The organism is Lautropia dentalis (genome assembly GCF_003892345.1).
Taxonomy (GTDB): domain Bacteria; phylum Pseudomonadota; class Gammaproteobacteria; order Burkholderiales; family Burkholderiaceae_E; genus Lautropia; species Lautropia dentalis.
Genome location: NZ_RRUE01000001.1, coordinates 1,909,450 through 1,922,514, shown reverse-complemented (window position 1 = coordinate 1,922,514; position 13,065 = coordinate 1,909,450). Strand labels below are relative to the sequence as shown.

The following is a 13,065-nucleotide window of genomic DNA, read 5'->3' as shown; positions in this document are numbered from 1 at the left end:
ACACCCCAGTCACAGCCCATCCGCCATGAACGACCTGACATCCCCCGCCCGTTCCATGCAGGCCGGCCCCAACGCCGCCACGCATGCCCTGCCCTATGCACCGCTCGAGCACCTGGGCGTACTGAAGGTGCACGGCAACGACGCACCCACCTTCCTGCAGGGCCAGCTCAGCAACGACATCCTCTCCCTCCCGGCGGGCCAGGCCCGTCTGGCGGGCTATCTCACCCCCAACGGCCGGCTGCTCGCCACCTTCTGGGTTCTGCGCCACGACGCGCCGCCCGAGGCCGGCAAACCCGACGAACCGGTTTTCTGGATGGTCTGCGCCCGGGATCTGGCCGCCCCCATGGCCAAACGCCTGTCGATGTACGTGCTGCGCGCCAAGTGCCGGGTACGCGACATGAGCGACAACCACCAGCTGCTGGGCTTTGTCGGCGCCACCAGCCGCGCGGCCCGCGCCCTGACCAAACGGGGTATCCAGCCGGTGGTGGCCGAGCTGCCCGAGGTGCAGATCACCGAAACCACGGCCGACCTGCTGACCACCCCGGCCAAGCATCAGCTGGCCCCCGGCCGCCTGCTGGTGCGCAGCCTGCTGGTCGTACCCCGCCCGCAGGCCGGCGACGACGACCCATCCGCACCACAGGACGCAGCACCGGCCGCCGCCACCGCCACGGCACGGGCAGACACAGGACCGGCAGACCCGTCACCGGCAGATACGCTGCCGGCCGACGCAGCACCGGAGACACCGGCTGCCGGCGATGCCGGCAACGCCGGCTCCGACGCCGCGACATCCGGCAATGCTGCAGCGACCGATGATGATGCAGCGTCTGACGATGGTGATGTTGCGTCCGGCGATGATGCCCCCTCTGGCGATGGTGATGCAGCGTCCGGCGATGATGCAGCCTCTGGCAATGGTGATGCAGCGTCCGGTGATGACGCCCGCTCTGACAACGCGGTGACATCCGGCAATGTCGGGGCATCTGGCAGCACCGCGGCATCGGGTGAACCAGCGAGCGCCGCCAGCACCACCCCATCCGGTGACACGGCTGCTGCCGCAGACGGCACGCCACCCCGGTCACTCCCGGCCTCGGCCGAGTTCCGCTTCACCGAGGCCGACTGGCTCCAGCTCGACGTGGCCAGCGGCGTGCCCTGGATCACGGCTGCGACCACCGAATCCTTCGTGCCTCAGATGCTCAACCTCGAACTGGCCGGTGGCGTGAGCTTCAAGAAAGGCTGCTACCCCGGCCAGGAAGTGGTGGCCCGCAGCGAATACCGCGGCAAGGTCAAACGCCGGATGTTCGCCGGCATGTGCAGCGGTCCGCTCCCCGAGGCCGGTACCGACGTGCTGGCCTGGGACGGCAGTCCGATCGGCCAGGTCATCTGCGTGGCACGCCTTTCGGCCGACACCGATGACGAGGCCCTGGCCAGCGGCGACGGCCAGCCGGACTACAACCCCGACGAGCTGCCGATCACTCTGGTCGGGCGTCGCTTCCTGCTGCTCTTCGAGGCCCGCCTCGAGGCCGTTGGCGCCCAGCCCCGTCTGGCCGGCATGATCGCCACCAGCCTGCGCATCGGCAACGCCGCCATCGGCCTGCTGCAGCTGCCCTACCCCCTGCCCGAAGGCTGAGACGGGCGACTGGCCGGACGACTGGCCGGGCGCGTGTCATGGGCGCATTCGTCCCTGCACGGTCTGGTATGTCTCATGGGGCCCCCGCTCCCGGGCTGCCCCGCAGCCGGGGCTGATGCCCGGGCCTCGTTCACGGACGGGACGGGGCGTCCGCTCAGGCCGGAGACACATCAGAACCATGCGGGCTGCATGTCCATCCAGGCCGGAAACGCGTCAGAACCAGGTGGGCTGCATGTCCATCGCCGACATGTCCAGCTGCTCCAGCAGCACGAGCTGCGGCTCGATGCGCGGCAGCTCGTGCTGGAAGTAAAAGCGCGCCGTCTGACACTTGCCCGCATAGAAATTGCGTTCGGCACCATAGGCCGACAGGTAGGCCACCTCGGCCACCAGCGCCTGCTCCAGCCAGACCCACCCGATCACGAAATGCCCGAAAGCCTCCATGAACACGGAGGCATTGGCCAGCCGGCGGCCGGCTTCCGGCTCCTGGCGCAGCCGGTTGATGATCCAGCCAAAACGTTCGGCATACTTCTGCAGCTGTACCGCCATGTGGCGCACATCGCCACAGCGCGCAGCCGCCCGCCCCAGCGTTTCTTCCACCTCCGTGATGAAGCGCTGCAGGCCCCGGAAGTCATCCTTCAGCAGCCGGTCGCGCATCAGCTCCAGCGCCAGAATCCCGTGCGTGCCTTCCTGGATGGCATTGAAGCGGTTGTCCCGGTAGAGCTGCTCGACCGGGTAGTCGCGCGTGTAGCCATAGCAGCCCAGCACCTGGATGGCCAGCGAATTGGCCACCACACAGTGCTGTGCACACCAGCTCTTGAGCACCGGCGTCATCAGCAGCAGCAGGTCGTGTGCCCGGACCCGCTCGGTGGCGGTTTCGGCCGTATCCCTCTCGTCCATCAGCCGGGCGCACCACAGGGCCAGTGCCAGCCCGCCTTCGGCAAAGCTCTTCTGGATCAGCAGCATGCGACGGATGTCGGCGTGCTCGATGATCGGAATCTGGCCACTGCCCAGGACGCTCACCCCCGGCACCCGCCCCTGCCGGCGCTCCCGGGCATAGTCCAGCGCCTGCAGATAACCGGCATAGCCCAGTGCCACCGCCGACAGGCCCACATCGATCTGGATCTCCGGCGAGGCTTCGGTCACCAGGCGCATGCCGGCATTCTCCTCGCCCACCAGCCAGGCCACCGCACCGGCCTGCCCGAACGGCAGATGATTGCCCTCGCCAAAGCTCAGCAGGCAGCTGGTGGCACCCCGCTGGCCCATCTGCGGATACAGACCCGTGGCTGCAATGTCGTTGCGTACCCCTCCTGCCGGCCGGGCCGCCGACGTTACCGGCCCATCTGCGTCGCTGCCCGGCAGATACTTCGGGGCCAGAAACAGTGACAGATGGCCGGTATCGCTCTCGATCCGCCCGTCCTCATCCTCGATCTGGGCCAGTACCAGATGCACGATGTTGTCGCACAGCTCGTGATCACCACCGACGATCCACATCTTGTTGCCGTAGAGCCGGAAACTCCCATCTGCCTGGCGGACCGCCCGTGTGCGGATGTCCGACAGCGATGAACCGGCCTGCGGTTCAGACACACAGAAAGTGCACGTGGCCCGGCCATCGAGCAGCGGGGGCACCCATTCGGCCACCATGGCCGCACCGCCGTGGCGCTGCAGCAGACGGCTGCCGGCCCGCGCCGGAAACAGATACGCCGTGGCCGCCGCACTGCCTGCATAGAACCAGGCGGCTGCCGCCTTCTCGACCAGCACCGGCAGCTGCAGCCCGCCCAGCGCCCGGTCCTGCGAAATCGCCAGCAGGCCCGACTGCCGCACGGCCGCCAGTGCCTCGCGCAGCACCTCGGGCGTGCGGATACCCGCCTCGGTCAGCCGCGGCTCCTGCTCGTCGAGCAGACGGTTGACCGGGGCAAGGTGGTCATGGGCCAGCCTTGCCGCCTGCACGAGCACCGCATCGAAACGGTCGCGGTGATGGGCGTCGAAGCGGGCGCGGCGGCACAGGGACAGAACATCCAGCCACTCATACAGCAGGAAGTTCAGATCCCTGCTGGCAAGCATCGTTTTCTTCATTGGCGCAGTCTAACGCCGAAACAGACAACAACTGTTGCATCTACACATAAACGCTTACGTTGTCGCTTGATTTAACACTCCTTTTGGGTCGCCGCCCCACAGAGTCGCCCTCTGCCCTCTGCTCCTTCGCCCCGTTGCCCCGTTGCCCGTTCTGCCCTCCGCCCCGCTGCTGCCATTGTCGCCCCCTGTCCATCCTTCGGCCCCGGCCTGCACCTGAAACACCACCACCCGTCGCCACCTGCCTGCCGGAGATCGGCCATCCACACCCAGGCACCCATTCATTCCCGTTTCCGGCACGGGACGCAACTCGCCTGCCGCCAATCCCCCGTTATCATCACCCCCATGAAAAACAAATGGCTGTTCGACCTGCTGCCGGTCATCCTCTTCTTCGCCGCCTTCAAGCTGGCGGACATCTACATCGCCACGGCGGTGGCCATTGCGGCCAGCGTGCTGCAGATCGGCTGGCTGCTCGTAAAAAAACGCCCGGTCGATGCCATGCAGTGGGTCGGCCTGGCCATCATCGTCGTCTTCGGGGGCATGACGCTGCTGCTGCACGACGAATCCTTCATCAAGTGGAAACCCACCATCCTGTACTGGTCGTTTGCCGTCGCGCTGGGCGTGGCCAGCCTGCTGGGCAAACTGCCGCTCAAACAGCTGATGGGCCAGCAGATGCAGCTGCCCGAGACCATCTGGAAGCGGCTGAACCTGCTCTGGTGCGCCTTCTTCGCCATCATGGGCGTGGTCAACCTGTGGGTGGCCTGGCAGTTCGCCACCGACACCTGGGTCAACTTCAAGCTGTTCGGCACCACCGGCGCCACTTTCGTCTTCATCATCGCCCAGGGCTTCTACCTGAGCGCCCACCTGCAGGACCCATCCCCGGCAGCGGTCACCGAGGCCACCCCATCACCCGACGAACACGACACGCCGAAAGCCTGACGCCGGCCGTCCACGGTCACCCCACAACCGGAGCGTGCATGGACTCATCGCCTCCGCGCTCCCGGGATTCCTGACCTTGCTCAGCCCGTCTCCCCTGTCCCTCCGAAAACTCACCCGGCACCTGCCCACAAATACCCGTTCCGGGGGCTGCCCAAAACCCGATCCCAGACCCGCGCACGCCGCCCCGAACCAGCCTTCCCCAGCTCCTTCCGATGAAACCCACTGCCGACGCCCTGCTGCAACGTCTGAAACAACATTTTCCCGACGCCCACATTACCGTGCATGACGACAGCCATCATCACATCGGTCACGCAGGCGCTGCAGGCGGTGCCGGCCATTACGCCGTGACACTGGTCTCGCCCGTCTTTGCCGGCCTGAGCACCGTGCGCCGGCACCGGCTGGTGTATGATGCCGTCGCCGACTGGATGCCACACCGGGTCCACGCACTGAGCATCCGGGCCGAAACACCCAGCCACTGACCCTCTGCAACACCCCCATACAGGCCGTTGCACGGCCAGGCACGAAAACTGTCAACGCATCGGCAGCGCATTCGTTGAAAGGAACTTCACCTGCTCGACGCCATCCGCTGTCCAGGGCAGTTCGTTTTACCAACCCGACTTTCTGGAAGCACCATGACCCAATCTCTTCGCTTCACACGCACCCTCGGTGCCGCCGCCGTTCTTTCGGCCACCCTGCTGATGGGCGCACCGGCCATGGCCGCCGGCGACAATGCAGCCGTGGTCAACGGCAAGGCCATCCCGGCCTCGCGCGTGGACGAATTCGTCAAGATCCTCGCCCAGCAGGGTCGTCCCGACACCCCCGAAACCCGCAAGATGATCCGCGACGAGCTGATCACCCGCGAACTGTTCGTGCAGGAAGCCGACAAGCGCGGTCTGGAAAAATCGGCCGACGTGCAGCAGCAGCTGCAGCAGCTGCGTCAGGACGTGCTGATCCGTGCCCTGATCGCCAACGAACTCAAGAAATCGCCCGTCACCGACGCCGAGGTGAAGGCCGAGTATGAAAAGCTGGCCAAGGACTCCGCCGCCAGCGGCGCCCAGGAATACAAGGCCCGCCACATCCTGGTCGGCTCCGAGGCCGAGGCCAAGGACATCATCGCCAAACTGAAGAAAGGCGAAGGCTTCGAGTCGCTGGCCAAACTCTCGAAAGATCCGGGATCGGGCGCCAACGGGGGTGACCTGGGCTGGAACACGCCCGACACCTTCGTGAAGGAATTCTCCGAGGCCATGACGCACCTGAAGAAAGGTGAATACACCGTCATCCCGGTCAAGACCCAGTTCGGCTATCACATCATCCAGCTCGACGACGTGCGTGCCGCCGAACCGCCCCCGTTCGACCAGGTCAAGCCCCAGCTGAAACAGCAGCTGGAGCGCCAGAAGATCCAGGCCCTGCAGGAAAGCCTGAAATCCAAGGCCAAGATCGAGGAGTGATCCTCTCGCAGGCGTGATCCGCTCCCGGACTGCGCCATGATGGCCGCCTCCCGCAATCGCGAATGCGGCCCGCCACGGCGCAGACAGCAAAAAGGCGATGCCCCCCAATCCTGGGCATCGCCTTTTTGCTGTCTGGAAGCCGCGAAGATTTTCCTTCAGCCGGAACATCCGCCCCACCGGATATCCGCTTCACCGGTCTGGCGTGCTGCGATCTGGAGCACGTTCCACCTTCTTGCGCCCTGTGCCGTGTGTTGCGGATGACCCGGACCGGAAACTGCCTGCATGCTGACACCAACGGGCTGCAGCAGACATGTCCAGTCCAGCGCCGGTCACACCGGACAGGGGCTGGGGCCGGCAGCCTGCCGGCCCCATATTTACTCAGCGCTTCTGCGCCTGATCCACCGCAGCCGTGAACAGCACGTCGGTGGATGAATTGAGCGCCGTCTCGGCCGAATCCTGCACCACGCTGATGATGAAGCCCACACCGGCCACCTGCATGGCGATGTCGTTGTCGATGGAGAACAGCGCGCAGGCCATCGGAATCAGCAGCAGCGACCCGCCGGCCACCCCGGAGGCCCCACAGGCCCCCAGCGTGGCCACCACGCTCAGCAGCACGGCGGTGGCAAAATCCACCTGCAGCCCCAGCGTGTTCACCGCCGCCAGCGTCAGCACCGTGATGGTGATGGCTGCGCCCGCCATGTTGATGGTGGCCCCCAGCGGAATCGAGATCGAATAGGTGTCCTCGTGCAGACCCAGCTTCTTGGCCAGGGCCATGTTCACCGGAATGTTGGCGGCCGAGCTGCGCGTGAAGAAGGCCGGTACACCGCTTTCCAGCAGGCAGGTGATCACCAGCGGATAGGGATTGCGGCGGATCCGCGTCCAGACGATCAGCGGGTTGACCACCAGCGCCACCAGCAGCATGGCCCCCAGCAGCACCCCCAGCAGATGCAGATAGCCCTGCAACTGGCTGAACCCGTCCGGTGACAGCAGCGTGACCAGCAGCAAACCGAAAATGCCGGCCGGCGCAAAGCTGATCACGAAACGGACCACCTTCGACACCGCCTCGGCCACCTCGTTGAGCAGGGTACGCATCTGGTCGCTGGCATGGCGGAACGCCAGCCCGAGCACCAGGCCCCAGGCCAGAATGCCGATGTAATTCGCGTTGGCCAGCGCCTGGACCGGATTGCTCACCAGCTTCATCAGCAGGTCCCTCAGCACGGCCGTGATGCCACCGGGCGCCACCTCATTGGCTTTCTGTACCCCCTTGAGCACCAGCTCCGAGGGAAACAGAAAACTCAGCGTCACCGCCACCAGGGCAGCCGCGAACGTGCCCAGCAGATACAGGACGAGGACCGGCCGGATGTTGGTTTCCGTACCCCGCTGATGCTGCGCAATGGCCGCCATCACCAGCGCGAACACCAGCACCGGTGCCACCGCCTTCAGGGCGCCCACGAACAGGTCGCCCAGCAGCTCACCCGTCGAAAGAACCCAGGCCGGCCAGCCCTCCGGAACGTGTCCGGTACGGGCCACCGCGGCCTCCCAGCCCTCGGTGCCCCCACCCAGCCAGCGCGTCAGCAACGCCACGCAGACCGCGGCCACCAGCCCGATGGCAATCCGGCCGACCAGATTGAGCCGTCACCACGACCCGATGATTCCCTCTCCTGCCATACAAAAGCCTCTCAGTGTCGGTATTCGGGGCAGAACACGGCCAGCCCCCCGGTCCGGGCAAGCCGGAGCCGGACGGGCATTTCCGGCGCCGGACACGGTCCGCCGGGCACACCGGCCGCCCACTTCCGCCGGTTCTGGAAAGGAACTATTTTTGCACTGTTTTGCGCGCTCCGGGCCTTTGCAATCCGGCGTTTACGGAATTGTCGTGGGTTGGATATCCCGCAGAATCGTCGTTGCGCCAGGGCATCCACAGGCTGGGCCGCTCCTCCAAGGGGAGCCTCTCTACCGTTGACGCAGATACCTGCACATCCGGCCCGCCACGCTGCTCACGCAGATGCCTCGGCATCCGGATCAGCCCCTTCCAGCCGCAATTCCCCCAGCGCAGCCTCCACAGGCAGCGTGGCCGCCCACCGCACCAGCTCGTCCTGCTGCGCCCGCAGCGCATCGCGTGCAGCCCGCCTCTGGGCACGACGCTGGGCAAAGAAATCCTGCAGCAGCCGGCCACATTCCTCCGCCAGCAGCCCCCCCTCCACCTGAGTCTGGTGATTGAGCTGCCCATGGGCCGGCAGGTTCAGCACACTGCCACACACGCCGGTCTTGGGATCGTGCGCCCCGAACACCACCCGCGTCACCCGCGCGTGCAGGATGGCGCCCAGACACATCATGCAGGGCTCCAGCGTCACATAAAGCGTCGAGGCACCCACCCGGTAATTGCCCAGCTGTTCGGCCGCCATCCGCAGCGCCCGCATCTCGGCATGGGCCGATGGATCATGGCTGCCCACCGGATGGTTGTATCCGGTGGCAATCACCCGGCCATCCTTCACCAGAACGGCGCCCACCGGCACCTCGCCGTGCAGCGAGGCATTGAGCGCCTGGTCCATGGCCAGACGCATCATGGCGTGATCCCGAGTGTCGAATGCAGGCGCTTCCACCTGAGCAGGGGGCACCATAGCAGAGACCTCCGCCGGAACGGGGATCACCGCCCGAGCAGAGACTGCCGGAGCAGGAGCCGCCAGGGCAGAATCCGGTCTGCCGGCACCGGATGGTACCCCCCCATCCTGCGCCCCGATTTCCGGAACCACCGGAGAAGGGGGAACGGCCTCCGGCGTCATCCGCGCGGCCCCGTCTGGACTGCCTGCCCCCCCTGGGCACAGGACTGGGCGCTGCCGCGCAGCCAGGGGCGGGTGGCCGCCACGATGTCATCGGCCAGATGCACCACCTGCTGCTGCAGGGCGCCCACCACCGCCGTCACGTTGCCCGCCGGCACCGTGGCACGGCCCTGGTAACGGCACGCCAGCACCCGGCCATCGGGCGCGTCCGGAGAGGCATCGTCCTCATCCCCGATATCCAGGCGCCTCAGCCGCCAGTCCACCAGCACATCCACATCACCCCGCTGGCTGGCATCGAAGCGGTATACCTGCGCCGTCAGCCGCAACTGGGCCGGTTCACGGGCGCTAGCCGGCGTCACCGGCCGTGCCGCCGCCTCGGCCAGCCGCGCGGCCAGTGCATCCCGCAGGGCATCGGTGAGCGACGCATCCCAGCGTTCATTCTCGAGCACCGTCACCGACGTATCTGCCCGCACCTGACCGCCCCCTGCGTCAGCGCCTCCCGGTTTGCCCGCCTTCCCGGGACTGCCCGACAGCACCAGATCCGGCCGGTTCAGCCGCTCCGGCACATTCACCGCCGCAATCTGGTAGCGCAGATCCGGCTGGGCCGACGTACCGCTGCCCGCCTCATTGCCCCCCTGCAGCGTGTGATACGACACCGGGGCGCTGGCACAACCGGCCAGCCCGAACATCGCGACCGAGGCCGCCACCCACATCACGGAACGCATTTTCACCATACACCCCTGAAAATCTTCATTGTTTGCCGGTTTTGCCCCGGATCAGGCTCTCCGGATGGCGCTCCAGATAATCCGTCAGCCGCTTGAGCGAATCGGCCGCCCGCGCCACCGACTGCAGCGTCTGCTGCATGTCCTCCTGCAGCGGCGCATCGGACGCCAGCGTGCGGTTGGCATGGGCCAGCGTGCGGTCGGCGGAATCGAGCGTTTTCTTCAGGCTCTGCACGGTGGAGAGCAGCTCCGGCGTCAGATCACGGTTGACCCGCTTCATCGTGCCCTCGGCCTCGTTCACCGTCCGGCGCATGCCGGCCAGCGTCTGATGCAACTCGCGGCCGATCTGGTCGAAGGGCACCTTGTTGATCTTGGCCAGGATCTGGGCGATCTGGGCCTGGAATTCATCCAGCGAATTGCCCACCGTCGGCAGCTCCACCATGTCGTTGCCCACCACCTTCAGATCAGCCGGTTTGGCCTGCGGGAAGAAGTCCAGCGCCACATAGAGCTGGCCCGAGAGCAGGTTGCCGGTCCGCAGCTGCGCCCGCATGCCGCGATCGACCATCTTGCGCAGCCGCTCCAGCGCCTCCTGGCGCAGCTGGCTGTCGGAACGACCCGAGAAAGGCGATGCCTGGTCACCGTTCGCACTGCGCCAGTGCAGACGCTCCGGATAGACCTCGATCAGCACCGGCATCTTCACCTCGCCGGTCTTCTCGTCGACCACCATGTCGATGGATCGGACCTGCCCCAGTTCCACCCCGCGGAAATCCACCAGGGCCCCGCGCGACAGCCCCCGCAGTGACTGGTCGAAGTTCAGCACGATGAAACTGGACTTGCCATCGGCACGCTTCATGGCCGTGGCCTCGTCCAGGCTGAGCGCAAACGGCGTATGGACATCGGCCACCTTGCCCTTGCCCTCGATGGGCGAGGCAAAGGCCACGCCGCCCGCCACCACCGTCATCAGCGACTGCGTCTTGATGGCCACCCCGTTGGCATCGAACTGCGCATCGATGCCGCTGGCCTCCCAGAAGCGCGAGTTCTGCCCGACGAAACGGTCATACGGACTGTTGACGAAGATGTCGACCAGCACGTATTCACCCGAATCGTCCAGCGAATAGCCAGTCACCCGGCCCACCACCATCCGCCTGTACAGCACCGGCGAACCGATGTCCAGCGAGCCCAGATCCTTCGCGCGCAGCCGGTACTGGCTGCCCGCCTCGTCATACTTGAGCGGGGGCGGGTTTTCCAGCCCGGTGAACGTCGACACCATCTCCTTCGAGCGGCCGGCATCCACCCCGATATAGGCCCCGGACAGCAGCGTGCCCAGCCCGGACACACCGGACACGTCGGCCCGTGGCCGCACCACCCAGTAGCGCGAATCCTTCGCCTGGAAACTCGTAGCTCCCTTGCCCAGCTCGATGTCGACCTCCACATGCGAACGGTCCTCGGCCAGCTGGATGCGCCTGACCTGGCCGATTTCCACATCCTTGTAACGCAGCTTGGTCTTGCCCGCCTCCAGCCCCTCGGCCGTCTTGAAGGTCACGGTGATCGTCGGCCCGTGCTGGGTCATCTCGCGGTAGGTCAGAATGGCCCCGACCAGTGCCGCCAGCAGCGGCAGCAGCCAGACCAGCGACGGCAGCCAGCGATAGCGTCGGTCTTCCACCTCGGCCTCGGGCACCAGCGCATCATCATGATAGCCACCTGCCTGCCAGGCCTCCGCGGCGCTGCGCCCCTCGTATCCCTCACGGCCACGGCGCCCTTCACCTGCATCGCGCCCGGCCCGCACTTCATCCTCGATACCCATCCGTCACAGCCTCCGGGCCCTGCGGCCCGCCAGAAAATCCATCATCAGTGCCCCCAGCCGGCAGCCTGCCGGCGGCGCGCCCCCGGGCGCCGAAAACCGGGCCTGAACCGTGCATCCCACGCCAGCCGCGGGTCGAAACTCATCGTGGCCAGCATCGTCAGCACCACCACGGCCCCGAAGGCAGCAATGCCGGGGCCGGCCTTGATCACCGCCACCCCGGGTACCTGGATCAGCGATGACGTCACGGCCACCACGAACACATCCAGCATCGACCAGCGCCCCACCCATTCGACGATGTCGTACAGGTGCGTGCGCTGCTTCAGCCGCCACAGACTGCGACACTGCACCATCAGCGCCATCAGCACCAGCGCCGTCAGCTTGAAAAGCGGGATCAGGAAACTGGCAATGAAGATGATGGCTGCCAGCGCCCATTCACCCTCGTGCCAGAAATACACCACCCCGGACAGGATGGTCGAATCATCGGTGCCGAACAGCGTGCTGGTGGTCATCACCGGCAGCAGATTGGCCGGGAAATACAGGATGATGGCCGTGATCAGCAGCGCCCAGGTCACCCCCAGTCCGCCCGGCTTGCGCCGCAGAAGCCGCGCCCCGCAGTGCCGGCAGCGGTCACCCTCGCGCACCTCGGCCCACACCGTGTCGCAATGGTGGCAGGCGATCATCCCCAGCCGCTGGCTGCAGAAACGGGCCGACCCTGCCGTCGTGAGCGGCAGCCCGGCCCCGGCCTGCGCCCCCGACCGGTCCGGACGCGAGGCATCCTTCCTCCTGGCCCCCTCGCGGCCTCTGGTGTCTTCCTGCATCATGAGGTCTTCCCGGCCCGTGGCATCGCCCCGGGAAAGGGGGTCCTTGCGGCTCATGACATCTCCCCCGGGCCCGCATCCGGGCGCGTCCCGTACACCACCTCACCGTCGTGCAGCCGCACCGGCCCCACCGGCCGGTGCGTGCGCCGGATCAGCCGGCGCAGCCGGAAGGTCAGCACCACCGTCAGCGTGATGGTCGTGCCCATCCAGGCCCACAGGGCCGGCCCGGCAATGATGCTGGCCATCGACGAGAGCTTGACGATGGCCACCAGCACCCCGAGCAGGAACACCTCCACCATGCTCCACGGGTACATCTGCTGCATGGCCCGCACCAGGGCATTGACCACCCGCGCCGGAATTCCTTCCCGTCCGGTCAGCCACAGCACGCCCAGCAGCGTCAGCAGATACAGCCCCGGCAGCAGCAGCGTCGGCACGAACACCATCATGGCCACGGCCAGCATGCCCGACTGCAGCAGCGTCAGTACCGCGCCCACCAGCGTGAGCTGGTGCACCGAGCCCTGCAGCTCGATGGCCACCACCGGAAACACGTTGGCCATGATGAACAGCAGCAGGCAGGCCAGCACCAGCGGAATCATCCGTGCCCGGTTCAGCCGGGAGGACCGGGCCAGCTCGGACCCGCACACCCGGCAGCGTGCCCGCTGGCCGTCGCGCAGCCGCACCCGCTGGTGCAGCGTATCGCACATCGGACAGGCCGTCAGACCATGAACTTCACGCATGAAAACGAAACCGGGAAAATGGGAGCATGGCGGGCGGCCGATGATAGCCGCCCCGCCCGCAAAACGGAACTGTCTGCAGTATCCCACGATCTGCCTCTCCGGATGCATGTCATGGACGCATTCGCC

11 protein-coding genes are annotated in these 13,065 nt (G+C 66.6%); 4 read left to right on the top strand and 7 right to left on the bottom strand.

Annotated features, from left to right (window positions below):
- The first annotated feature begins 25 nt into the window (after positions 1–25).
- Positions 26–1,624 (top strand): CAF17-like 4Fe-4S cluster assembly/insertion protein YgfZ, encoded by a 1,599-nt coding sequence (ygfZ, locus tag EHV23_RS16615; protein ID WP_158615876.1) that lies wholly within the window; start codon positions 26–28, stop codon positions 1,622–1,624.
- Positions 1,625–1,837: 213 nt separating this feature from the next.
- Here the strand turns inward: ygfZ and EHV23_RS07450 are convergent, their stop codons facing one another.
- Positions 1,838–3,685, bottom strand: coding sequence for an acyl-CoA dehydrogenase family protein (locus EHV23_RS07450; protein WP_203228903.1), 1,848 nt, complete (start codon positions 3,683–3,685; stop codon positions 1,838–1,840).
- Between the two features lie 354 nt (positions 3,686–4,039).
- Between EHV23_RS07450 and EHV23_RS07445 the strand changes: the two genes are divergently transcribed.
- From EHV23_RS07445 to EHV23_RS07435, 3 genes are all read left to right on the top strand, one after another.
- A complete protein-coding gene (locus EHV23_RS07445) occupies positions 4,040–4,633 on the top strand; it encodes a septation protein A (RefSeq protein WP_125095359.1) in 594 nt (197 codons plus the stop codon).
- Between the two features lie 212 nt (positions 4,634–4,845).
- A complete protein-coding gene (locus EHV23_RS07440) occupies positions 4,846–5,112 on the top strand; it encodes a BolA family protein (RefSeq protein WP_125095358.1) in 267 nt (88 codons plus the stop codon).
- 153 nt (positions 5,113–5,265) lie between these two features.
- A complete protein-coding gene (locus tag EHV23_RS07435; RefSeq protein WP_125095357.1) occupies positions 5,266–6,081 on the top strand; it encodes a peptidylprolyl isomerase in 816 nt (271 codons plus the stop codon).
- A 378-nt stretch (positions 6,082–6,459) separates the two neighbouring features.
- On the opposite strand, the gene sstT is transcribed toward EHV23_RS07435, so the two are convergent.
- From sstT to EHV23_RS07405, 6 genes are all read right to left on the bottom strand, one after another.
- Positions 6,460–7,707 (bottom strand): serine/threonine transporter SstT, encoded by a 1,248-nt coding sequence (sstT, locus tag EHV23_RS07430; protein ID WP_158615892.1) that lies wholly within the window; start codon positions 7,705–7,707, stop codon positions 6,460–6,462.
- 368 nt (positions 7,708–8,075) lie between these two features.
- The gene (tadA, locus tag EHV23_RS07425; RefSeq protein WP_125095355.1) at positions 8,076–8,699 is read right to left on the bottom strand and encodes a tRNA adenosine(34) deaminase TadA; all 624 of its coding nucleotides are present in this window, start codon (positions 8,697–8,699) and stop codon (positions 8,076–8,078) included.
- A gap of 158 nt (positions 8,700–8,857) precedes the next feature.
- Entirely contained in the window at positions 8,858–9,583 is a 726-nt protein-coding gene (locus EHV23_RS07420) for a PqiC family protein (protein WP_158615875.1), read from the bottom strand.
- Positions 9,584–9,608: 25 nt separating this feature from the next.
- Entirely contained in the window at positions 9,609–11,384 is a 1,776-nt protein-coding gene (locus EHV23_RS07415) for a PqiB family protein (protein WP_125095353.1), read from the bottom strand.
- Between the two features lie 44 nt (positions 11,385–11,428).
- Positions 11,429–12,259, bottom strand: a complete 831-nt coding sequence (locus EHV23_RS07410; protein WP_238990321.1) for a paraquat-inducible protein A — start codon at positions 12,257–12,259, stop codon at positions 11,429–11,431.
- On the bottom strand, positions 12,256–12,939 hold the full coding sequence (locus EHV23_RS07405; protein ID WP_158615874.1) for a paraquat-inducible protein A: 684 nt from the start codon (positions 12,937–12,939) through the stop codon (positions 12,256–12,258). The genes EHV23_RS07410 and EHV23_RS07405 overlap by 4 nt, the downstream gene beginning before the upstream one ends.
- Positions 12,940–13,065: the final 126 nt, after the last annotated feature.